Here is a 24,961-nt window from a genome sequence, read left to right on the forward strand (position 1 = left end):
TCAGAACAATTCTCCTTGACTTCTTCCTTTTACTCTTCCTAAATGTTTATAGGCTAATTCTGTAACTTCTCTTCCTCTAGGAGTTCTCATGATAAAACCTTGCTGAATTAAGAAAGGTTCATATACTTCTTCTATTGTTTCTATATTTTCACTAACTGCTGTTGCAATTGTACTAATACCTACTGGTCCTCCTTTAAATTTATCAATTATAGTAACCAAGATTTTATTGTCCATTTCATCTAAACCATGTGCATCTACATTTAATGCTTTTAACGCATATTGTGCGATTTCGATGGTAATACTTCCATTTCCTTTTATCTGTGCAAAATCACGTACTCTTCTTAATAATGCGTTTGCAATTCTTGGTGTTCCTCTACTTCTTCCTGCAATTTCAATGGCACCTTCCATAGAAATAGGAACTCCCAAAATAGTTGCACTTCTTTGAATAATCGTGGTTAAAAGTTCAGTTGAATAATAATGTAATCTGCTGTTTATTCCAAAACGAGCTCTCATTGGAGCTGTTAATAATCCAGATCTTGTAGTCGCTCCAATTAATGTGAATGGTTCTAAATTAATTTGTACTGTTCTGGCATTTGGGCCAGATTCAATCATAATATCTATCTTATAATCTTCCATTGCAGAATATAAATATTCTTCTACAATTGGACTTAATCTATGAATTTCATCAATAAAGAGAACATCACGTTCATCTAAATTGGTTAACAAACCTGCTAAGTCTCCTGGTTTGTCTAAAACTGGACCAGAGGTTACTTTTATACCAACTTCTAATTCATTAGCTAAAATATGTGCTAATGTAGTTTTCCCTAAACCTGGGGGTCCATGGAATAAGGTATGGTCTAAAGCTTCACCTCTTTGGTTGGCAGCTTCTACGAAAATTTTTAAGTTATCAATTGCTTGGTCTTGTCCTGAAAAATCTTCAAATGAAAGTGGACGTAATTTTTTTTCTACGTCTAAATCTTCGTTTGATAAATTGTCGTTTTCAGGATTTAAGTTTTCGTTCATAAAAACAAAGATAATAGAATTTAAGATGATAAAAGAATGTTCTGTAAAGCAAAAAACCTTTCCAAATTGGAAAGGTTTTTTTTAAATATTTTATTTATTATGAAGGCTCTTCTCCATCTAATAAAGGTGTTGTTTGCAAAACAAAGTCTTTACCATGTAAATAATCGCTATCATCGTCATTTGCATCTACACGTTTACTATAATCGTAAGCCCATCTGTGAACTTCTGGTAATTTACCAGGCCAGTTTCCATGAATATGTTCTACTGGAGTTGTCCATTCTAATGTGTTAGACTTCCAAGGGTTTTGCGTTGCTTTTTGTCCTCTGTAGATAGAGATGAAGAAGTTTGCTAAAAATATAATTTGAGCTAAACCTCCAACTAATGCAAAAATTGTAATTACCACATTAATATCCGCTAAATCGTCGAACATTGGAAAATTTGTATTCGTATAATATCTTCTTGGTAAACCTGCTAAACCAATAAAGTGCATTGGCCAGAAAACTCCGTAAGCACAAATAATACTTAACCAGAAATGCCAATAACCCATTGTTTTATTCATCATTCTACCATACATTTTTGGGAACCAGTGATACACACCAGCAAACATTCCAAAAATTGCAGAAACTCCCATTACTAAGTGAAAATGTGCTACTACAAAATAAGTATCGTGAATTGCTATATCTAAAGCAGAATCTCCTAAAACCAATCCTGTTAAACCTCCTGTTACAAAAGTTGAAACCAGACCAATTGAGAATAACATTGCAGGATTCAGTTGCAAGTTACCTTTCCAAAGAGTAGTTATATAATTAAATGCTTTTACTGCGGATGGAATTGCAATTAATAGTGTTGTAAATGTAAATACAGATCCTAAGAAAGGATTCATTCCTGAAATAAACATATGGTGCCCCCAAACTATTGTCGATAAAAATGCAATTGCCATAATAGAACCAATCATCGCTCTATAACCAAAAATTGGTTTTCTAGAGTTTGTTGAGATTATTTCTGAGGTAATACCTAATGCTGGTAATAATACAATATATACTTCTGGGTGACCTAAGAACCAAAATAAGTGTTCAAACAATACTGGAGATCCACCTTGGTAATGTAAAACCTCACCAGAAATAAATATATCTGATAAGTAGAAAGAAGTTCCAAAACTTCTATCGAAAATTAATAATAATGCAGCAGATAATAATACTGGAAAAGAAACTACACCAATAATTGCAGTAATAAAGAATGCCCAAATTGTTAATGGCAATCTTGTCATTTTCATTCCTTTTGTACGTAAATTAAATACAGTAACAATGTAATTTAAAGATCCTATTAAAGAGGAAGCAATAAATATTGCCATAGATACCAACCATAAAGTCATACCTGCTCCAGAACCAGGAATTGCTTGTGGCAATGCACTTAATGGAGGATAAATTGTCCAACCTGCAGATGCTGGTCCAGCTTCTACAAATAGAGAAATAACCATTATTATACTAGATATAAAAAATAACCAGTAAGAAATCATGTTTAAGAAACCAGAAGCCATATCTCTTGCTCCAATTTGCAATGGAATTAATAAGTTCGAAAAAGTACCACTTAAACCTGCAGTTAGAACGAAAAACACCATTATTGTACCATGGATTGTTACCAATGCCAAATACATATCTGGGTTCATTATCCCATCTGTTTGGTGTGGTCCTAGAAATGCTTCAACTATTGAAAACGATTTCTCTGGCCATGCAATTTGAATACGGAATAACATAGACATTAATACACCAATAATTCCCATAAACATACCAGTTACCAAGAACTGCTTAGAAATCATTTTATGGTCTTGACTAAAAATGTATTTTGTTACAAATGTTTCTTTATGATGATGATCTGACATAATCTTATAATTTGTAGTATCTTTTTAACTAATTTATTTAATAACTTCTGCTAAGGTTGGTTGCTCTGCAATCCATTTTTCGTATTCTTCTGGTTCTACAACTGTAATTTTCATTTGCATGTTGTAATGAGAAGCTCCACAAATTTTGTTACACAATAATAAGTAATCGAAGATATAAGGGTCTTCTCCTTTTGCTCTTCTAATCTTATTAATTCCATTAGTCTTATCTATAACCTCTGGTTGTTGTCTCATTTCTTCTGTAGTGTACTTAGGAGTGAAACCAAATTCTGTAACCATTCCTGGAACGCAGTTCATTTGTGCTCTAAAGTGTGGCATATATGCTGAGTGTAAAACATCTTGAGAACGAAACTTGAAATGAATTTTCTTTCCTTTTGGTAAGTATAATTCTGTAACTTGTATATCGTCTGATGCGTTTTTATCAGTCATATCTACACCTAAAGTATTAATACCTTTTATGTAGTTTACGTTTCCTAAACCTAATGTATTGTCCTCACCTGCATAACGTGCATCCCATCTAAATTGTTGAGAATATACTTCAATAACGATGGCATCGTCATCAGATAAATCCATAACATTATTCCATTGCCATAAACCATATCCAATTAAACCAACCAAAACAATTGCTGGAGTAATTGTCCAAATAAATTCTAATTTATGACTATCTGCATAAAATTTCGCTTTTTTGTCTTTACTTCCTCTATACTTAAAAGTAAAGTAAAAAATAAGAAACTGCATTATAAATTGTACAATTCCAATTAACCAAAATGTAATGTCGAATAAATTATCGTCATGTTCTCCTTCTATAGAAGCAGATTCTGGTAACATTATTACATTCATGAAGATTAAACAATAAATCATCATTGCATAGAAAAAAGCCATAAAACCAATAGCAAATTTACCTTGAGCAGCATTATCATTATCGTTGGCAATAGTACTTCTAAAATCCATGATTCTAGTAATTTGCCAAACACTTACACCGATTGCAACACCTATAAAAATATAAAATAGAGCTAGCATATTTATCTTGTCTTAATTTTTTAATTCAATTATTTATTAATGATGATCTGCGGATCCTTCTCCTCTGTGTTCTATATTATAATAGTGAAAATGTTCACTTTCTTGTAAGAACGGGTTTCCTGTTGGAACTGTATTTGCTTTTGCAAATGCGCTAAATACTGTATATATAAAGATTCCTAAGAAAAATAATAATGCACTAATTTCTGGGATACCAAAGAACCACTGCCCACCAACTGTTGCTGGCATTACCATAATAAATACATCTACATAATGTCCTGCTAATATTACAATACCTCCAATAATAACAAACCATGGAATGCTCTTAAAGTCACTATTTAATAGTAATAAGATTGGGAATGCAAAATTCATAACAACCATTCCCAAAAATGGTAATTTATATTCATTAAATCTTGCTAAGAAATATGTAGTTTCCTCAGGTATATCTGCATACCAGATTAACATAAATTGTGCGAACCATAAATATGTCCAGAATACTGAAAAACCAAACATAAATTTTGCTAAATCATGAATATGACTATCATTAACTTGAGGTAAAGCTCCTTTTGAACGTAAATAAATAGTTACAAAAGCAATTACTGTTAATGCACTTACTAATAAAGTTGCTAAAACATACCAACCAAATAATGTTGAAAACCAGTGTGGGTCTAATCCCATAATCCAATCCCAAGACATCATAGATTCTGTAATCATAAAAATGAATAAGAATATTACAGATGCATTATAATTTTTCTTGTACGTTTTAAATCCGTCGTTTGCAGTATCTTCAGCTATAGAATTCTTTCTGATAAACCATCTATATAAATTCCAAAGTAATAAATAAACAACACTTCTTATTGCCCATCCTGGTACATTCATCCACCACGATTTACCATCTACAATTGCATCGTAATTTTCACTAGAAGGGTCGAAAGTACCAGGTGTCATCCATGAAAACATATGGTTAAAATGACCAACTGTTAATCCAATAAAAACTAACATAATAATAGATACTGGAACTAAATTTGCAGTTATTGCCTCCATCACTCTAAACAAAACTACAGACCAACCAGATTGTGCTACTCTTTGCGAAGCATAAAATGCTAATACTAGTAAAGAGACTCCTAAGAAAAAGAATAAAGACACATAAAATGCAGACCAAGGTCTATTTTGTAATTGATGTAGAACATGTTCTGCATGAGAATCGTCTCCATGTTCTCCATGAGCACTCATTTCTTTATCTACAAGATTAGTACCATCATGAGAACCACTTGTATCGTGTTCGCTTGTTGCTGAATGACTACTTTCATCTGAATGAGTTCCTTCCACAACTTTATCATGTGAAGAGCCATGTGCATCTCCATGAGATTGACTTGCTATAATTTCTTTAGCGTCTTCTACGGTTTTTGGTGCAGAAAAAAAGCTAAATGCAATACCTAAAGCTCCTACTATGATTAGGGCTAAAGAGAATATTTTTAATTTACCTGAGAATTGATACATATCTTTCGTATTCTTTCTTTTTGTAATTTATTTTAACAAATCTGCACGCAATGCTTCCACATATTGTACTACTTGCCAGCGTTCTTTGTATGTTAATTGAGATGAGTGTGAACCCATTAAGTTTTTACCATGCATAATTACGTGATAAATACTCCCTTCTGTAATATCTCTGTCTTTATAATTTGGTATTCCAGCAAATTTATCTACTTCAACCAAATAACCATTTCCATCACCTTTTTTACCATGGCAAGAAGTACAATATATAGTGTACATTTCTTTTCCATTGTCTAAATTTTCTTGCGAATTTTCTAATGGATTTTTAAGCTCTGTTTTTGCTAACTCATATCCTTCAGTAGTGTCAGCGATATCATAAGCTGGTGTTCCTCCTCTTGGAATTGTTCCAGCAACTGGTTTTGAATTTACAGGATTCCCTTTCAATCCATTCTCTGCATCTGCATTGTAAGGTACAGATTCATACATATCTGGCATGAATTGTACTTGTGGTGTTCTTTTATTGCCACAAGACATAAAACTTGCAACAACTACTAAAGCGATAATTAATTTAAAATTCTTCATTATCTATATATTAGTGCTTGTCTACTATATTAATTTCTACAGCTCCTGTGTTTGTTAACAATTCTGTTAATTCAGCTTCGTTATTTTGAACAGGAATTTCCATTAAAAAATGATCGTCTGTAGTTCTTGGATCTGGATTTTCTGCTTCTTTAAATGGCCAAATTCTACTTCTCATATAAAAAGTAATTACCATTAAATGGGCTGCAAAAAATACTGTTAATTCAAACATAATTGGTACAAATGCTGGCATGTTAGCAAACCAAGTAAAGTTAGGTTTACCACCAATATCTTGTGGCCAATCGTCTATCATGATATAATTTGTTAACCAAATAGCAACAGATAAACCAGTAATTCCGTAGAAAAACGCAGTAATAGCTAATCTAGTAGGTGCTAAACCCATTGCTTTGTCTAATCCATGAACTGGAAAAGGACAAAATACTTCTTCTATATGATGATGCTTTGCTTTTACAGCTTTCACTGCATCTAACAAAATTTCGTCATCGGTATAAAACGCGTGAATAACTTTTGATGATTCCATAATTATTCTTTTATATTTTTATCTGAAGAATCAACTTCAATAATTTTCTTTTCAGCAATAACAATTGTTGGTTTCGTTGGAATACCTTGTGCTAATCTCTTCTTGTAGAATTCACCAGAAGATTTTAAAATTGTTTTTACTTCCGCTTGCGCAATTACTGGGAATGTTCTTGCATATAATAAGAATAATACAAAGAAGAACCCTATTGTTCCAATAAAGATACCTACATCTACAAATGTTGGTTCAAAACGCCACCAAGTTGATGGTAAATGCCCTTTACTTAATACAATTGCGATAATATCAAAACGCTCGAACCACATACCAATATTAATAAATATTGAAATAATGAATGACCATATAAAACTTCTTCTAATTTTCTTAAACCATAATATTTGTGGTGTTAAGATGTTAAAGAATAAAAGCGAATAAAATGCCCAAGCATAAGGTCCTGTTGCAGCACCTACAGATAAGTATGTGTAGTTTTCATATGGCGATCCTGTGTACCAAGCTATAAAAAATTCTGTTGCGTAAGCTACAGCTACAATTCCACCTGTTAAAATAATTACAATATTCATATATTCTACGTGCATACGTGTAATATAATCTTCCATATTTGTAACTTTTCTCATAATACCTAATAACGTTTGTACCATTGCAAATCCAGAAAAGATTGCTCCTGCAACGAAATAAGGTGGAAAAATTGTCGAGTGCCAACCTGGGTTTATAGAAGTTGCGAAGTCCATCGATACAATTGTGTGTACAGAAAGTACTAAAGGTGTTGCTAAACCTGCAAGTACTAAAGATACTTCTTCAAAACGTTGCCAATCTTTTGCTCTTCCAGACCAACCGAATGATAATAAAGCATAAATTTTCTTTTGAAAAGGTTTTACTGCTCTATCACGAATCATAGCAAAATCTGGTAATAAACCTGTCCACCAGAAAACTAATGATACAGATAAATAAGTTGAGATTGCAAATACATCCCATAATAATGGTGAGTTAAAGTTCACCCAAAGAGATCCAAATTGGTTTGGAATTGGCATTACCCAATATCCATTCCAAGGACGTCCCATGTGAATAATTGGAAACAATCCTGCTTGAAAAACGGCAAAAATTGTCATGGCTTCTGCAGAACGGTTTATGGCCATTCTCCATTTCTGACGGAATAATAAAAGTACTGCAGAAATTAATGTTCCTGCGTGACCAATACCAACCCACCATACAAAGTTTGTAATATCCCAAGCCCATCCAATGTTCTTGTTCAATCCCCAAACTCCAATACCAGTTCCAACTGTATAGAAAATACATCCAAATCCCCAAAGCATTGCTGCTAAAGAAATATAAAATGCTATATACCAGTTTTTGTTTGCTTTACCTTCTATAGGTTTCGCAATGTCTTCGGTAATATCGTGGTAACTTTTATCACCTAATACTAAAGGTTCCCTAATGGATGCTTCGTAATGAGACATATTTTTATATCTTAAAATTTAATTACGCTTCGTTTGTATTTCTAACTTTTACTTGATATATTACATTAGGCTTCGTTTGAAGGTAATCTAATACATTATAAGCTCTTTTATCTTCTGCTAATGCAGCTACTTGGTCTTCTTTATTGTTTACATCTCCAAAAACCATAGCTCCTGTTGTACAAGCGGAAGAACAAGCAGTTTCAAATTCGTCTGTATTTACTTTTCTTCCTTCTTTTTTCGCTTTTAAAATTGTTGCTTGTGTCATTTGAATACACATAGAACATTTTTCCATTACTCCTCTAGAACGAACTACAACATCTGGATTTAAAACCATTTTACCATATTCGTTGTTCATATTGAAGTCGAACTCGTTATTATTTGCATAATTAAACCAGTTAAAACGACGTACTCTATATGGACAGTTGTTTGCACAGTATCTTGTACCAACACATCTATTATATGCCATTTGATTTTGTCCTTGACGACCATGAGAAGTTGCTGCAACAGGGCACACAGTCTCACAAGGAGCATGGTTACAGTGCTGACACATCATTGGTTGAAAAGTAACTTCAGGATTTTCTGCTTCAGTTTCTAACGCTTCATACGTTTCTCCTCTACTTAATCCTAATGCTTTTGCTTCTTCTCTTGTTTCTACTTCAGAAGAATAATATCTATCGATACGCAACCAGTGCATATCTCTACCAACTCGAACTTCTTTTTTACCTACAACTGGAACATTGTTTTCTGCATGACAAGCTACAACACACGCACCACAACCTGTACAAGAAGTTAAATCGATAGATAAATTAAAGTGATGCCCAATTTCTCTATTGTGTTCATCCCATAAATCAATCGTATTTGCTTCTACTTCTTTGTGATCGTACGATACATAGGCAGGTTTATTCCATCCATGATGGTGATCTTTAGGCTCTACAGTTTTGTATTCTTTTAAAGAAGTTACCTTTAAAATATCATGTCGACCCGCAATTGTTTTTTGTACTTGTGTACAAGCAAACTTATGTGTTCCAAGTACTTTTTCTACTTTTACATTATATTGAATGTTATTACCTCCTTTATATAAAGGATATGCATTAACACCTACTTGCATTTCTTCTTTTAAACCAAAAGTTTTTCCAAAACCTAAAGCTAAACCTATAGAACCTTTAGCCTGACCTGGTTGCACCATAACAGGAACTACAACTTCAGTACCATTTACGGTTACTTTCGCATAATCTCCATTAATAGCTCCATTATCTTTTACAGGATTAGAAAAACCTAATTCTCTAGCATCTGCCATAGAAACGGTTAAGTAATTATCCCAAGAAGCTCTTGTAATTGGGTCTGGAAATTCTTGTAACCAAGGATTGTTCGCCTGCTTACCATCTCCTAAACCTGTTTTTGTATATAAATTTAACTCCATCCCTGAAGGAGTAGTGTTCATTTTTAAAATTCTTGCTACTTCTGCCATTGAAATATCTCTAGGAGATTCAACACCATCTTCAGTGGCAACTACTTCTTTTTGAAAGAATCCATTGTGTAAAGCTTTGTTCCAAGAACTACCTCCTAAAACTTCTGTAGACCAGAAAGTTTTTAAGAAATCGTAATAAGAAGTTGCACTCCCAGACCACTTTAATAAAGTGTCTTGAAATTGACGAGTTTTAAATAATGGTTGAATTGTAGGTTGTATTAACCCGTAATTTCCTTCAGAAAAATTGGTATCTCCCCAAGACTCTAAGAAATGTGTTGCAGGTAAGGCATAATCCATTGCATCTACAGTAGAACTATTTTCAACAGAAATTGCAACTTTTAAGGATACATTTTTTAATGCTTCTGCAAACGCAACTCCATTATCTAAAGTGTAAACAGGATCTACATTATAAGTGATTAATCCCCCAATTTTTCCAGATTTTACATCTGAAACTAATTTTTGAACTTGCTCGTAACTCCCTTGACGAATGTTTAACGAGTTATTAATATCTAAAATCTCACTATTTAATGCTCTATTAATTGCTAAAGAGATTAATTGTGCATTAATATCATTCAAACCAGTCATAACAACTGCTTTAGGACCTGCTTTTTTTAACTCTTGTGCGATTTTTTGAATTTCGCTATCAATTGGTGTAGCTTTAGAAGCAACTCCTTCTTTTGTAATAGCATTGTATAAATTCAATAAAGCGAAAACAACATCAGATGGTTTTGCAACAATACGCTTATCTGCATTTGCACCTGTTAAAGACATATTACTCTCCACTTGAATATGGCGAGACATGTTGCCTGTTTCTGGTTTTCTACCTTGTATATATGCTTTTTCGAAACCTCCGTGAAAATCTCCTAAGAAATCTGCCCCAAAAGAAACGATTGTTTTTGCATTTTCTAATTTATAATTAGGTAAAGCTCTTCTACCATACATTGCTTCGAAAGCATCTGTGGCTGCTGCCTCAGAAACTGCATCATAAACAATATGTGTAACATTTGGATGAGCTGTTGTAAAGTCTTCAACAATTTTAGTTGTTGATGGGCTTGCCATAGTTCCAGTTAATAAAACAACTGGCTTTCCAGCTTCTTTTAACTTTAATAATTCTATACCTATTTCTTTATCTGCATTTGCCCAAGAAATTGTTTCTCCATTTTTAGATGGCTCTTGTAAACGAAGTTTTTCATCGTATAAAGATAAAACAGAAGCCTGTACTCTCGCACTTGTTGTTCCATTTGCCTCTTTATTTGGCATAATTTGAATTGGACGACCTTCACGTGTTTTTACTAACACATTTGCAAAGTCGAAACCATCTGCTATGGAAGTAGCATACCAATCTGCAACACCAGCAATAATATCGTTTGGTTTTACAACGTAAGGAATGGACTTGATAACAGGTCCTTCACAAGCTGCTAATGAAGCTGCCGCTGTTGTAAAGCCCACATATTTTAAGAAATCTCTACGTGATGTAGATGAATTCTCCAATGTTTCTTTATCACCTAAAAAATCGTCTGTAGGAATATTCTCTACAAATTCATTTTTACTCAGCGTTTCAACAACAGAACTACCCTTTAGTTCTTCAACACTTTTCCAGTATTTTTTGTTTGAAGCCATTTATGCTTTTATTTAATGATTGAAAGATTTAAAAAATCTTTTAATTTTATAATTAATAATGACACTTACCACATTCTAATCCACCTAACTGAGAAATTGTAACTTGCTCTGTGCCATACTTTTCTGCTAATTGTTTATGGATTTTTTCGTAATAATCGTTATTTCTTAAATCTACTTTTGTTGCTCTATGACAATCGATACACCAACCCATTGTTAATGGAGAATATTGATACATTTCTTCCATTTCTTGAACAGGTCCATGACATTTCTGACAAGCGATTCCTGCAACTGTTACGTGTTGAGAGTGATTATAATAAACAAAATCTGGTAAATTATGAATTCTAACCCATTTAATTGGCTTTTCCTCTCCAGTATATTCTAAAACTTCTGGATCCCAGCCTGCAGCTTTATATACTTTAGCGATCTCCATATCTAATTCAGCTTTTCCTAAAACAACACCATCTTCTAACTCTACAACTGTATTTTCTGCAACTTCAGAAATATTCTTATGACAGTTCATACAAACATTTACAGAAGGGATTCCCGAATGCTTACTGTGTTTTGCTGAAGAATGACAGTATTGACAATCGATTTTATTATCTCCTGCGTGAATTTTATGAGAAAATGCAATAGGCTGTATTGGTTGATATCCTTCATCTACACCTATTTTAAATAAGGTACCAAAAACAATATAAGCACCTACTAAGAGTAAGAAAATTGTTGCTAATACTTTTAAGAAAGTATTATTCTTAACTCCAATCCACAATTCTTGTAAATCTCTTTTTAAATTCGATTGAACTTCTGGCTTTTTATTCCCTTTTAATTCACTTACTTGCTTTAACAAGCTTGCAATCATTAAAAATGCTATTACAATTGCTGCCGCTAACAAATATATTAACCATTCTGGAGCACTTCCTGAAGGTACACCTGTTACTCCACCTTCTGTTACAACCGGAGCTTTTTTAATTTCCCCAACTGTTGTGTAATATAAAATATCATTTACATCAGCATCTGACAATTGTGGAAAAGCCGTCATACTAGAGCCATTGTACTCTTCATAAATCTCAATCGCTTGTTTATCTCCAGAAGCCCTAAGCTCTGCATTATTTTTAATCCAAGCTACTAACCAATCATTTTCTCTTCTTTCTTCTACATTAGCTAAAGCAGGCCCTACCAGTTTCTTGTCTAATTTATGACAAGAAGCACATAGAGATTTGAATAATGCTTTTCCTCTTTTTTGACGAACTTCATCCATATCTTGCGAATACGAAGAAATGCTAAAAGCAAAAAATAAAAGTAATGTAAGACCCTTAAGGAACAATGAAGTTAGTCTACTGTGCAATGCTACACTTTTCATATTTACAAACTATAATTTAATAATGTGTATGATTTCGCTCAAAAACATGATTTTTGAACAGTTTGACAAAAGTACTACATATTGCCAAATTTTGAAAAGCTAAAGGAACGTTAAATATTAATTTATAATTATTCTAAATAAGTATTTTATTCAATTTATTACTAATGAAGTCGTTATTTTTGTAGAAAGATTTTAATCTATGAAAAATACATTGCTTTTAATAATATTTTTTGTGAGTTTGTTTATTGGAACAACCACTTTATCTGCTCAAAACTCTACAAATAGTAGTGAAGAAATTAAACGCCTTGTTGAAAAAAAGAGGGGTTATGACAAGGCTATAGGTTTTGGTTATAAAATTCAAATTTATAATGGAAGAGAAACCGCTGCAAAAAGAAAGCAGGCACAATTTAAAATATTATATCCTAGAGTATACTCTAGATTAGTTTACAACGCTCCTGAATGGAAGGTACAAGTTGGTAATTATAAAACGAAATTAGATGCAGACAGAGCGCTTTTAATCTTTCAAAAAGAGTTTTCTGGAATTATTGCTGTTCCTATGGGTAAATAAGTTTATAGTTTTATAAATTTTCTAACGTATAATTTCCTGAAAAATATATAGTTTTATTTCAATTTACAATACTAGAAATAAAGAGCATAAAAAAGCCGAAATTCATAATGAATTTCGGCTTTTACTTTATTTGAAAAAAAAGTTACTTTATTTCAACTTCTTTTTTACTGCTACTTCTTTGTAAGCTTCTATAACATCACCTTCTTCGATGTCGTTATAATTTTTTATTTGAAGTCCACAATCATATCCTTTTGCTACTTCTTTTACATCGTCTTTAAAACGTTTTAAAGATGATAGTACTCCATCGTGAACAACAATTCCGTCTCTAATAATTCTAATTTGAGAATCTCTAAAGATTTTACCAGATATTACCATACAACCTGCAATGTTACCAACTTTAGAAATTTTATAAACTTCTCTAATTTCTACATTACCAGTAACTTCTTCTTTCATTTCTGGAGATAACATTCCTTCCATAGCATCTTTCAAGTCACCAATTGCATCATAAATAATAGAATATGTTCTAATATCTACTTCTTCTCTATCTGCAACTACTCTTGCATTTCCTTGTGGACGCACATTAAATCCTACAATAATCGCATCTGATGCTGTTGCCAATAACACATCACTTTCTGTTATGGCTCCAACACCTTTATGTAAAATATTTACTTGAATTTCTTCAGTAGATAATTTCTGGAAAGAATCTGTTAAAGCTTCTACAGAACCATCTACATCTCCTTTTAAGATAATGTTTAATTCTTTAAAGTCTCCTAAAGCAATTCTACGTCCGATTTCATCTAACGTTAATGTTTTCTGAGTTCTTACAGACTGCTCACGTTGTAATTGAGAACGTTTAGAAGCAATTTGTTTTGCTTCTCTTTCATCATCAAAAACAACAAACTTGTCTCCTGCTTGTGGTGCTCCATCTAAACCTAATATTGATATTGGTGTTGATGGCCCTGCAACTTCTAAGTTATTTCCTTTATCGTCGAACATTGCTTTTACTTTACCGCTGTGTTTACCAGCTAATAAGTAATCTCCGATTTTTAATGTTCCAGCTTGAACTAAAATAGTGGTTACATAACCTCTACCTTTATCTAACAATGCTTCTACTACTGCACCAACTGCATTTTTATTAGGGTTTGCTTTTAATTCTAAAATTTCTGCTTCTAATAAAACTTTTTCTAACAATTCTGGAATACCTTCTCCTGTTTTTGCTGAAATATCTTGAGATTGAATACTTCCACCCCATTCTTCAATCAACAAATTCATTTGAGATAATTGTGTTTTTACATTATCTGGGTTCGCATTTGGCTTATCGATCTTATTAATTGCAAATATAATTGGCACTCCTGCTGCTTGTGCATGAGAAATCGCTTCTTTAGTTTGTGGCATTACATCGTCATCTGCTGCAGCTACAATAATTACTAAATCTGTTACTTGCGCTCCACGAGCTCTCATTGCTGTAAAGGCTTCGTGACCTGGTGTATCTAAAAATGCAATTTTTTGATCTCCTACATTTACAGAATATGCTCCAATATGTTGTGTAATTCCTCCACTTTCACCTTCGATTACATTTGCTTTTCTAATATAATCTAGTAAAGAAGTTTTACCATGATCTACGTGACCCATTACTGTAATAATTGGTGCACGCGTTACTAAATCTTCTGGCTTGTCTTCTACTTCTTCTATAGATTCTTCTACTTCTGCACCAACAAATTCTACTTTATGGTTAAATTCTTCAGCAACAATAACTAAAGTTTCAGCATCTAAACGCTGGTTCATAGTTACCATCATTCCTAAAGACATACATGCTGAAATAATGTTAGTTACTGGCACTTCCATCATTGTTGCAACTTCACTTACTGTAACAAATTCTGTTACTTTTAATATTTTGTTGTCTAATGCTTGTGCTTCTAACTCTGCTTCTGTGTGCTCTCTGTGGGCATCTCTTTTGTTTCTACGATATTTTGCACCTTTTCCACGAGAAGATTTTCCTTGAAGTTTTTCAAGAGTTTCTCTTACTTGCTTTTGAATTTCTGCTTCTGTAGGCTCTTCTTTTTTAACAGCTGGTCTTGCACTGTTTCCTCTTCCTTTATAAGCTCCACCACCTCTACTGGCTCCACCTGAACCTCTATTTGGTAATGGTCTTCCTACACCACCTCCACCAGGTTTGCTAATACGTTTACGTTTCTTTTTAGGATCTGAACTTGCCGCTTTTTTAACTTCTGGCTTTTTCTTTTTAGGTTTTTCGAATTGTTTTAAGTCAATCTTCTTTCCTGTAAAGTTTGGTCCATCTAATTTTTTATACTGTGTTTTTATTGCTTCTGCATTTTCTGCAGTTACTTCTGTAGAAACTTCCTCTTCCTTAGCAGTTTCTACTTTTACTTTTTTCGGAGCTTCCTTCTTTGTAGCTTCTTTTTCTATTTTAGAAACAGGTTTTTCAATATTAGAAACAACCTTTAATCCTTTTAATTTTGGAACTTCTGCCTTAATTACTTCCTCTTTAGGTTTTTCTACAGTAACCTCTTTCTTAGGTTCTGTAACTTTAGGAGCTTCTTCTTTAGGCTGTTCTTCAATAACTTCTTTTTTCTCAGCAGGTTTTTTACCGATATTATCAATATCAATTTTACCAACTTTTTTTACCTCTAGCTTTTCTGCTTTTGCTTTGAAAACTTCTTCTTTCTTAGCATCTTCGGCTTTCTTAAGTTCTTGTTTCGCCTCTAGCTCTGCACGAATAGCTTCTTTCTCTTTTCGCTTTTCTTCACCAACTTCTTTAGACGCTGCTTTTTTGCTAGCATCTGTTTGGAAGCCATCTAATAAGACTTGATAGACATCACCAGAAATTTTAGTGGTAGGTCTCGATTCTATTTCGTGACCTTTATCCGCCAAATATTCCACTGCTCTATCTAGAGAAATGTTTAATTCTCTTAAAACCTTATTAAGTCTCGTTGTTTTGCCTTCAGACATATATTATTTTTTAGCCTTTAATTTTGTAAAAATATGCTTTTTTACGTTACTCTTTAAATTTGAACTATTATTCGAATTCTTCTTTCAAAATTCTCTGCACATCTAAAATAGTTTCTTCTTCTAAATCGGTTCTTTTTACTAATTCTGCAACAGTTGTTTCCAACACACTTCTTGCAGTATCTAAACCAATGTTCTTGAATTCTTTAATAACCCAAGCTTCAATTTCGTCTCCAAATTCTGTTAACTCTACGTCTTCTTCTTCTAAACCTTCTCTTTGAACGTCGATTTCGTAACCTGTTAACTCACTTGCTAAACGAATATTTACACCACCTCTACCAATTGCTTTCGAGACTTCTTCTGGTTTTAAAAGTACATTTACACGACCTTTTTTACCATTTTTTTCCTCTTCGTACATTTCAATTTCCATTGAAGTCACTTTTGCAGGACTTAATGCTCTTGAGATAAACAATTGTTCGTTTTTGGTATAATTTATAACATCTATATTCTCGTTCCCTAATTCACGAACTATACCATGAATTCTAGAACCTTTAACACCAACACAAGCTCCAACAGGATCTATTCTATCATCATAAGAATCTACTGCAACTTTTGCTTTTTCTCCTGGTATTCTTGCAACTCCTTCTACTGTAATTAAACCATCGAAAACTTCTGGAATTTCTTGCTCGAATAATTTATTTAAAAATAATGGTGATGTTCTAGACAATATAATTGCAGGTTTATTACCTCTTAATTCTACTGTTTTTATTACACCTCTAACATTATCTCCTTTTCTAAAAAAGTCTGAACGAATTTGCTCACTTTTAGGTAAAACAATTTCATTTCCATCGTCGTCTAACAAAATAATTGCATTGTGACGAATATGATGTACTTCTGCAGTATATAACTCTCCTTCTAATTCTTTAAAATGCTTAAAGATATTTGTACTATCGTGCTCGTAAATTTTAGAAATTAAGTTTTGACGTAATGCCAAAATAGCTCTTCTTCCTAAATCTATTAATTTTACTTCTTCAGAAACATCTTCACCAATTTCGAAATCTGGCTCGATTAATCTTGCTTCTGCAAGTTCTATTTCTTCGTTATCATCTTCAGAAAAACCATCTGCAACAACAACTCTATTTCTCCAAATTTCTAAATCTCCTTTATCTGGGTTTATAATAATATCAAAATTATCATCAGACCCAAATTTACGTTTTAAAGCAGCTCTAAATACTTCTTCTAAAATAGACATTAGTGTTACTCTGTCTATACTTTTATTATCTTTAAATTCTGAAAACGAATCAATTAACGCTATATTTTCCATTACATTTTTGGCTTAAAATACAATCTTCACTTTTGCTTCTTTAATATCTTTATACTCAATTGTTGCTGTTTTTTCTACAGTAACTTTTCCTTTACCTACTGGCTTTGGTTCTCTTGCTTTCCATTGCAAGACAATTTTATCTTCGTCTGCTTCTGTTAAAGTTCCCTCTAACTCTTTTTCTGCAGTTTTTACTTTTAATATTCTATTGACATTCTTTTTATATTGTCTCTTCGCTGTTAACGCATGAGAAATATCTGGTGTGGAAACTTCTAACGAATAATCTACCTCTTCTCTATCTATATTATTATTAATATTTCTACTAATTCGAATACATTCGCTTAAAGGAACGCCATTATCTCCATCTACCAAAACCTGAACTTTATTGTTTTCAGAGATTGATAAATCGATTAAAAACAAAGACTCGTTAAGTGCCAATGCTTCGTCTACTAAGTCTTTTACTAATTTTTGATCCATCTTAATCCTTAAAATAAAGTATAAAAAGAGGGGACTTTAAGTCCCCTACAATCCTCCATTTACAATAAATTTCGGTGCAAATATACGAATTGTTTATGATTTACCAAACCAAGAGTAATTCATTATTTTTTTGTAACTTGAGATACCTCCAAATTAACTTCTTAAAATACAGACTTATGAAAAAAATTTTAGTTCCTATCGATTTTTCTAAACCATCTGAATATGCTGCGAAAATGGCCGCTAAAATTGCCAAAAAATCCAATGCTACTGTGTATTTAATACACATGATAGAGTTACCTTCTGGAGTTGTAGATATGGGTTCTGGTAGTAAATTTAGCATTCCAGAAAGTATGTTGTATTTAAGAAAAACCAGAGAAAAAGTTTTGGATTTTAAAAAGAGTTTTTTTTCTGAAGGCATTCCTGTTGAATATTTTATAAAACTAAACACACCTTTTGATGGTATTAAAAAATATGCTGATAAAATTGATGCAGATTTGATAATTATGGGCTCAAAAGGGCATTCCGAATTTGAAGAAATTATGATTGGTTCTAATACCGAAAAAATCGTAAGAAGCTCTAAAACACCTGTTATTGTTGTAAAAAAAGATTCTAAGAAATTTAAAATGAAGAATTTGGTATTCGCTTCTAACTTTAAAAAAGACAATAAAGAAGTGTTTGGTAAGTTTTTAAATTTTGCGAATGCTTTTGATAGTAAAATTCATTTATTGAAAGTAAATACGCCTTCTAATTTTGAAAGTACTTCAAATGCAAAACAAAAAGTAAAGAATTTTATAAAAGATTATAATTTACCCAAACATTCTATAAATGTGTATAATGATACTTCTGTAGAAAAAGGAATTATCAATTTTTCTAAGGAAAAAAAGGCTGATTTAATTGCTTTAAGTACTCATGGTAGAAGTGGTCTTTCTCATTTATTTACTGCAAGTGTAACCAAAAATCTTTCTAAAAAGGCTTTAAAACCAATGTTTACTGTAAAAGTTTAAAGGAATATTTTTCTTTATGCTTTATTCATTTTCTTATAATTTAGTAAGAAGATTTATTTATCTTCGAAATAAAACAACTACAAATGTTGAGAAAAATTTGGATTACAATCTTCTTTTCCGTTTTAATTTGGTCTGCAATAAAACCTTATAATTATTTTACTTGGTTTTTAGAGGTTTCACCTGCAATAATTGGGTTTATCGTTTTATGGCGAACAGAAAAACCGTTTCCATTAACACGTTTGGTTTATATTTTAATTTTGATTCATTGCATTATTTTAATGGTTGGCGGACATTATACTTATGCAGAAGTTCCTCTTTTTAACACCATCCAAGAAATGTTGGAAATGTCCAGAAATAGTTACGATAAAGTTGGGCATTTAGCACAAGGTTTTATTCCTGCAATGATTGCCAGGGAAATTTTTATCAGAAAGAAATTGATTAACTCTAAAGCTTGGGAAAACTTTTTAATTGTAATGTTTTGTTTAGGTTTTAGCGCTTTCTACGAATTAATTGAATGGTTTGTCGCAGCTTTTTCAGGAGAATCTGCAGAAGACTTTTTAGGAACACAAGGTTATATTTGGGACACACAATCTGATATGGCTTTAGCTTTATTAGGTGCCATTTTAGCTTTAGTTACTTTGAGTAAAATTCATAATAGGCAACTAGAGAAATTAGACAACAAAGTTTAGATTTTTTTTATTTGTTTCTAAACTTGCTTTCTTATAATTTCGTTGACAATTAGTGTTAAACTTTGCAGTAACTTTGATTTTTTCTAAATATTAACAACAAAATAATGATTTATAAATTTTTAAAACAAACTTGCATTCTCCTTATATTCTCCTTTGTTTTGTTCAGTTGTAATAGCAATCAAAATGATTTTAAGATAAAACAAGGGGATTTACTATTTCAAAATACTGGAACAGACGAAATAGATAATGCAATTAAAAATGTAACAGCTACTTCACTTTCTAAAAACTATTCTCATGTTGGAATAGCAATGCAAAAAGATGAAAAATGGTTTGTACTGGAGGCAATACCAAAAGAAGGAATTTGCCAAACTCCTTTAAAAAAATTTCTGAATAGAAATAAAAATAAATTTAACAAATCTCAAACTACGGTTGCAAGATTAGATAAATATTACCAACCTTATATTTCTAAAGCAATAGTGTATGGAATCGAAAGATTAAATACACCTTATGATGATATTTTTTTATGGGATGACGATTCTTATTATTGCTCTGAATTAGTTTATAAAATGTTTTCTACTCAAAATATACCAACAGATTCTATTCCTTTTCTTACTCATCCAATGACGTTTAACGACAGTACAGGAAATCCAATGCCAAGTTGGGTAACTTATTACAAAACACGCAACCAGCCAATTCCTGAAGGAATTGAAGGAACAAACCCTAACTTAATGGCAAGCAGTCCTCACATAAAGTTTGTGCATGATTATGAGAATGAATAAAAAATAAGCTATAGTTAGCATTTTATCAAAAGCAAAAAACCTCCATATTCTGGAGGTTTTTCAAAATTTAGAACTTCTAATTTTATTATAAAATATAATCTGTACTAATAAAATTAGATACTTTTTTATCTAATAATTCTTGTAAAATGGCATTGTTATACGCTGTGTCTTTAGCCGCTACAAAAGTTCTAATTGAAAAAGAACGCAAAGCATCGTGCACACTTAAAGTGGCAACTGCAGAATCTTTTCTTCCTGTAAAAGGATATACATCTGGCCCTCTTTGTGCAGCACTGTTTAAGTTTACTCTACAAACCAAGTTTACCAAAGTATCTATTAATGGCGCTAACGTTTTTACTTCACTACCAAAAACACTTACTTGTTGTCCGTAATTGGATGCAGCCATATCATCTAAAGGTTCTTGAATATTTTTAAATGAAACGATTGGTGTAACTGGACCAAATTGCTCTTCATCAAAAACTCTTGAATCTTTAGAAACAGGATATAAAACTGCTGGAAAAATATAATTTTCAGTCGTTTCTCCTCCTTTTTTATTAATCACTTTTGCTCCTTTTGCAGTTGCATCGTCAATTAATTCTTGAATATATGCTGGTTTTCCTGGTTCTGGTAATGGCGTTAATTTTACACCATCTTCCCAAGGATTACCAAATTTTAAAGCATCTACTTTTGCTGCAAAACGCTTGTTAAATTCATCTACAATATGTTCGTGAACATATAATATTTTTAATGCTGTACAACGTTGTCCGTTAAAAGAAGTTGCACCTGCAATACATTCGTTAATTGCCAAATCTAAATCGGCATCTGGTAATACAATTCCTGGATTTTTAGCTTCTAAACCTAAAACCAATCTTAATCTATTTTTCTGTGGATGATTTGCCTGAATCGCATTTGCAGATTTACTATTTCCTATTAAAGCCAAAACATCAACTTTACCAGTTTTCATGATTGGAGTCGCTAAAACTCTTCCTCTACCGTAAATAATATTTACAACTCCAGCAGGAAAACTATCTCTAAACGCTTCTAATAAAGGCGATAATAATAAAACTCCGTGTTTTGCTGGTTTAAAAATGGCTGTATTCCCCATAATTAAAGCAGGAATTAACAATGCAAAAGTTTCATTTAAAGGATAGTTATAAGGTCCTAAACATAGAACAACTCCTAAAGGACCTCTTCTAATATGTGCGTGAACTCCGCTGTTTTTTTCAAACTTCGCAGAATCTCTGTCCATTTGTTTGTAATCTTCAATCGTATCGTAAATATATTCTACAGTTCTATCGAATTCTTTTTGAGAATCTGGTAAAGATTTACCAATTTCCCACATTAATAATTTTACAATTTCTTCTCTTTTGGTTTTCATTTGAACCACAAACTTTTCCATTGCTGCAATTCTACCTTCTACCTTCATAGTTGGCCATAAACCTTGCCCTTGATCGTAAGCTTTTAAAGAAGCATTTAAAGCTTCTATTGCTTCATCTGCAGTTAAATCTGGAACTGTTCCTAATAATGTAGGTTTGTATTCTTTTGTTGATGAAATTGTTGAATAAACTTCCGCATTTGCGCCTTTCCATTCTTTTAATTCACCACCAACCAAGTATGTATTTTGATTTACAAGTGAAGTAATTTTATATTCGTTCGGAATTTCTTTAAAAGTATTCTTCATAATTTGAAATTTAATAATTTGTCTAAAAATTGATTGATTTGTCGTAAATATTTAGACGTATTTACGTATCAAAATTAACTAAAAATAACCGTAAAATACCTCTATTGTCTTTTAAAAGACGAAAAGGTTTTCGGGTTTTCATCTTATTTGAATCGCATAATTAATACTTACACTAAAAATTGAAACAAATCTGGTTTGTCATTTAAGTACTCTCCAAAAAAGTTACGATTCTTCATTCTTTCGATTAAAGGTGCTAAATCAGCAGATGTTTTCAACTCTAAACCAACCACTGCAGAACCATTTGCTCTGTTGCTTTTTTTGGTATATTCAAAGTGAGTAATGTCATCATTTGGACCTAAAATTTCTGCCACAAATTCTTTTAAAGCTCCTGCTCTTTGTGGAAATTTTACAATAAAATAATGTTTTAAATTCGCATATAATAATGCGCGTTCTTTAATTTCTGCTGTTCTTGTAATATCGTTATTACTTCCACTAACTACACAAACTACATTTTTTCCTTTTATATCCTCTTTAAAAAAATCTAAAGCAGCAATACTTAAAGCACCTGCAGGCTCTACAACTATTGCATCTTTGTTGTATAAATCTAAAATAGTTTGACATATTTTTCCTTCGGGAACCGTAATTACATCATGCAAATTTTGCTGACAAATAGCAAAGTTTAAATCGCCCACTTTTTTTACTGCTGCTCCATCTACAAAGGGATCTATTTCAGCTAAAAAAGTGTTTTCTTTATTCTTTATTGATGTTAACATAGAAGGTGCGCCTTCTGGTTCTACCCCAATTATTTTTGTATCTTGAGATAGATTTTTGAATACAGATGATAATCCTGCAGACAAACCTCCACCACCAATTGGTACAAAAACGTAATCTATTTTTTTATCAGTTTGTTCTAAAATTTCTAAACCAACTGTTGCTTGTCCTTCTATTACTTTTTCATCATTAAAAGGATGAATAAAGGTTTTCTTTTTTGCATCACATTCTAAAGTTGCAGCGTTAAAAGCATCATCGAAAGTATCGCCTTCAATTACAATTTCGATAAAATCTTCACCAAACATTTTTACTTGGTTTATTTTTTGATTCGGAGTTGGCGAAGGCATAAAAATAGTTCCTTTTATCTGTAATAATTTACAAGACAAAGCAACTCCTTGTGCGTGGTTTCCTGCACTTGCACAAACAATTCCTCTTTGTTTTTCATCAGCATTTAAAGAAGACATTTTATTATATGCACCTCTAATTTTATAAGAACGAACTACTTGTAAGTCTTCTCTTTTAAATAAAATATTCGCCTCTAATTCTTTAGAAAGATTAATATTTACGTTTAAAGGAGTTTTGTAAGCAACACCTTCTAACTTCTTGGCAGCAGCTTTTATGTTTTCTAAACTTGGGAAATAAATTGGTTTCGTTTGCATAGTCAAATGTAAAAAGAAAACCTGTCAGATTTAAATTCTGACAGGTTTTTATAAGTGTTAAAATCTTTATTAATTAAGCAGATTTTATAACTTTCATTGCTGTCATCGCTGTTCTTAATTTAGCACCAACGATTTCTACTGGATGATTTCTAATAATGCTGTTAATTCTAATCAATTCTTGATTATCAACCTCATTAGAATCTGTAAATTTCTTTCCAATAATATTAGTATGAACTGTTTTCATAAAATCAGTTAATAAAGGTTTACAAGCGTGGTCGAATAAATAACAACCATATTCTGCTGTATCAGAAATTACACGGTTCATTTCTGCCAATTTCATTCTTGCAATTGTATTTGCAATTAATGGCGTTTCGTGTAAAGATTCGTAATATGCAGATGCTTCAATAATTCCAGATTCTGTCATTGCTTCAAAAGCTAACTCTACACCAGCTCTTACAAAAGCAACTAATAAAGTTCCATGGTCGAAATATTCTTGTTCAGAAATTTCATCTGAAGTAATTTCTTGCTTTTCGAAAGCAGTTTCTCCTGTTGCAGCTCTCCATTTTAATAAATTAACATCATCATTTGCCCAATCTTCCATCATGGTTTTAGAGAAATGACCTGTCATAATATCGTCCATATGTTTTTGGAATAATGGACGCATAATGTCTTTTAATTCTTCAGAAATTCTAAACGCTTCTACTTTTGCAGGATTAGACAATCTGTCCATCATATTTGTGATTCCACCATGTTTTAAAGCTTCAGTTACAGTTTCCCAACCATATTGAATTAATTTTGCTGCATAACCTGGTTCGATTCCTTTTTCTACCATTTTATCGAAAGACAAAATAGCTCCTGTTTGTAACAAACCACATAAAATAGTTTGCTCTCCCATTAAATCGGATTTAACTTCTGCAACAAAAGAAGATGCTAAAACTCCTGCTCTATCTCCTCCAGTTCCTACTGCATAAGCTTTTGCTTGTTCCCAACCTTTATTCTCTGGGTCGTTTTCTGGATGCACAGCAATTAAAGTTGGTACACCAAATCCTCTTTTATATTCTTCACGAACTTCAGATCCAGGACATTTTGGAGCCACCATAATTACGGTTAAATCCTTACGAATTTTCATTCCTTCTTCCACAATATTAAAACCGTGAGAATACGATAATGTTGCTCCTTTTTTCATTAAAGGCATTACTGTATTTACTGCATTTGTGTGTTGTTTGTCTGGAGTAAGATTTAAAACTAAATCTGCAGTCGGAATTAAATCTTCGTAATTACCAACTTTAAAATCGTTAGAAGTTGCATTTTTAAATGACTGTCTTTTTTGATCGATTGCTGCTTGTCTTAAAGCATAAGAAATATCTAAACCAGAATCTCTCATATTTAATCCTTGGTTTAATCCTTGTGCTCCACAGCCCACAATAACAATTTTCTTCCCTTTTAATGCGCTTACTCCGTCTTCAAATTCTGAAGCGTCCATAAAACGACATTTTCCTAATTGTTCTAATTTCTCTCTTAATGTTAATGTGTTAAAATAATTTGACATTTTTTTTGTTTTAATTTTTGATAAGCATAAAGAA

Annotated in this window: 19 protein-coding genes; 4 read left to right on the forward strand and 15 right to left on the reverse strand. The window is 32.2% G+C overall.

Features of this window, described 5'->3' with window-relative positions:
• From ruvB to H9I45_RS09370, 9 genes are all read right to left on the reverse strand, one after another.
• Positions 1-1,023 (reverse strand): Holliday junction branch migration DNA helicase RuvB, encoded by a 1,023-nt coding sequence (gene ruvB, locus H9I45_RS09330; protein ID WP_088354847.1) that lies wholly within the window; start codon positions 1,021-1,023, stop codon positions 1-3.
• A 97-nt stretch (positions 1,024-1,120) separates the two neighbouring features.
• Positions 1,121-2,902, reverse strand: a complete 1,782-nt coding sequence (locus tag H9I45_RS09335) for a cytochrome c oxidase subunit I (protein ID WP_088354846.1) — start codon at positions 2,900-2,902, stop codon at positions 1,121-1,123.
• 33 nt (positions 2,903-2,935) lie between these two features.
• The gene (locus H9I45_RS09340) at positions 2,936-3,940 is read right to left on the reverse strand and encodes a cytochrome c oxidase subunit II (protein ID WP_088354845.1); all 1,005 of its coding nucleotides are present in this window, start codon (positions 3,938-3,940) and stop codon (positions 2,936-2,938) included.
• A gap of 36 nt (positions 3,941-3,976) precedes the next feature.
• On the reverse strand, positions 3,977-5,437 hold the full coding sequence (locus H9I45_RS09345) for a quinol:cytochrome C oxidoreductase (protein WP_088354844.1): 1,461 nt from the start codon (positions 5,435-5,437) through the stop codon (positions 3,977-3,979).
• A gap of 27 nt (positions 5,438-5,464) precedes the next feature.
• Complete coding sequence (locus tag H9I45_RS09350; RefSeq protein WP_176397588.1) at positions 5,465-6,013, reverse strand: c-type cytochrome; 549 nt, start codon at positions 6,011-6,013, stop codon at positions 5,465-5,467.
• Positions 6,014-6,023: 10 nt separating this feature from the next.
• Positions 6,024-6,551 carry a DUF3341 domain-containing protein gene (locus H9I45_RS09355; RefSeq protein ID WP_088354843.1) on the reverse strand — a complete coding sequence of 176 codons (528 nt, stop codon included), beginning with the start codon at positions 6,549-6,551 and terminating at the stop codon, positions 6,024-6,026.
• 2 nt (positions 6,552-6,553) lie between these two features.
• Positions 6,554-8,020 carry an NrfD/PsrC family molybdoenzyme membrane anchor subunit gene (nrfD, locus tag H9I45_RS09360; protein ID WP_088354842.1) on the reverse strand — a complete coding sequence of 489 codons (1,467 nt, stop codon included), beginning with the start codon at positions 8,018-8,020 and terminating at the stop codon, positions 6,554-6,556.
• 22 nt (positions 8,021-8,042) lie between these two features.
• Positions 8,043-11,108: a TAT-variant-translocated molybdopterin oxidoreductase gene (locus tag H9I45_RS09365; RefSeq protein ID WP_088354841.1), complete on the reverse strand. Its 3,066-nt coding sequence runs from the start codon at positions 11,106-11,108 to the stop codon at positions 8,043-8,045.
• Between the two features lie 52 nt (positions 11,109-11,160).
• Entirely contained in the window at positions 11,161-12,465 is a 1,305-nt protein-coding gene (locus H9I45_RS09370) for a c-type cytochrome (RefSeq protein ID WP_088354840.1), read from the reverse strand.
• Positions 12,466-12,664: 199 nt separating this feature from the next.
• On the opposite strand from H9I45_RS09370, the gene H9I45_RS09375 reads away from it, so the two are divergent.
• Positions 12,665-13,033 (forward strand): SPOR domain-containing protein, encoded by a 369-nt coding sequence (locus tag H9I45_RS09375; protein WP_088354839.1) that lies wholly within the window; start codon positions 12,665-12,667, stop codon positions 13,031-13,033.
• Positions 13,034-13,180: 147 nt separating this feature from the next.
• Here H9I45_RS09375 and infB read toward each other — a convergent pair whose 3' ends face one another.
• From infB to rimP, 3 genes are all read right to left on the reverse strand, one after another.
• Positions 13,181-16,003 (reverse strand): translation initiation factor IF-2, encoded by a 2,823-nt coding sequence (infB, locus tag H9I45_RS09380; RefSeq protein WP_088354838.1) that lies wholly within the window; start codon positions 16,001-16,003, stop codon positions 13,181-13,183.
• A gap of 67 nt (positions 16,004-16,070) precedes the next feature.
• Complete coding sequence (nusA, locus tag H9I45_RS09385; protein WP_088354837.1) at positions 16,071-17,324, reverse strand: transcription termination factor NusA; 1,254 nt, start codon at positions 17,322-17,324, stop codon at positions 16,071-16,073.
• Positions 17,325-17,336: 12 nt separating this feature from the next.
• Positions 17,337-17,798 (reverse strand): ribosome assembly cofactor RimP, encoded by a 462-nt coding sequence (gene rimP / locus H9I45_RS09390; protein ID WP_088354836.1) that lies wholly within the window; start codon positions 17,796-17,798, stop codon positions 17,337-17,339.
• Between the two features lie 176 nt (positions 17,799-17,974).
• Between rimP and H9I45_RS09395 the strand changes: the two genes are divergently transcribed.
• The 3 genes from H9I45_RS09395 to H9I45_RS09405 all read left to right on the forward strand — a co-directional run bounded on the left by H9I45_RS09395 (position 17,975) and on the right by H9I45_RS09405 (position 20,270).
• Complete coding sequence (locus H9I45_RS09395) at positions 17,975-18,802, forward strand: universal stress protein (protein WP_088354835.1); 828 nt, start codon at positions 17,975-17,977, stop codon at positions 18,800-18,802.
• An 83-nt stretch (positions 18,803-18,885) separates the two neighbouring features.
• On the forward strand, positions 18,886-19,491 hold the full coding sequence (locus H9I45_RS09400) for a DUF2238 domain-containing protein (protein ID WP_088354834.1): 606 nt from the start codon (positions 18,886-18,888) through the stop codon (positions 19,489-19,491).
• 104 nt (positions 19,492-19,595) lie between these two features.
• Positions 19,596-20,270: a YiiX/YebB-like N1pC/P60 family cysteine hydrolase gene (locus tag H9I45_RS09405; protein ID WP_228454826.1), complete on the forward strand. Its 675-nt coding sequence runs from the start codon at positions 19,596-19,598 to the stop codon at positions 20,268-20,270.
• 85 nt (positions 20,271-20,355) lie between these two features.
• Here the strand turns inward: H9I45_RS09405 and H9I45_RS09410 are convergent, their stop codons facing one another.
• The 3 genes from H9I45_RS09410 to ilvC all read right to left on the reverse strand — a co-directional run bounded on the left by H9I45_RS09410 (position 20,356) and on the right by ilvC (position 24,927).
• Positions 20,356-21,948, reverse strand: coding sequence for an NADP-dependent glyceraldehyde-3-phosphate dehydrogenase (locus H9I45_RS09410; protein ID WP_088354832.1), 1,593 nt, complete (start codon positions 21,946-21,948; stop codon positions 20,356-20,358).
• A gap of 167 nt (positions 21,949-22,115) precedes the next feature.
• Entirely contained in the window at positions 22,116-23,378 is a 1,263-nt protein-coding gene (gene ilvA, locus H9I45_RS09415) for a threonine ammonia-lyase IlvA (protein WP_088354831.1), read from the reverse strand.
• Positions 23,379-23,451: 73 nt separating this feature from the next.
• On the reverse strand, positions 23,452-24,927 hold the full coding sequence (gene ilvC, locus H9I45_RS09420; RefSeq protein WP_088354830.1) for a ketol-acid reductoisomerase: 1,476 nt from the start codon (positions 24,925-24,927) through the stop codon (positions 23,452-23,454).
• Positions 24,928-24,961 lie beyond the last annotated feature (34 nt).

The organism is Polaribacter haliotis (assembly GCF_014784055.1).
In the GTDB taxonomy this organism is placed as follows: domain Bacteria; phylum Bacteroidota; class Bacteroidia; order Flavobacteriales; family Flavobacteriaceae; genus Polaribacter; species Polaribacter haliotis.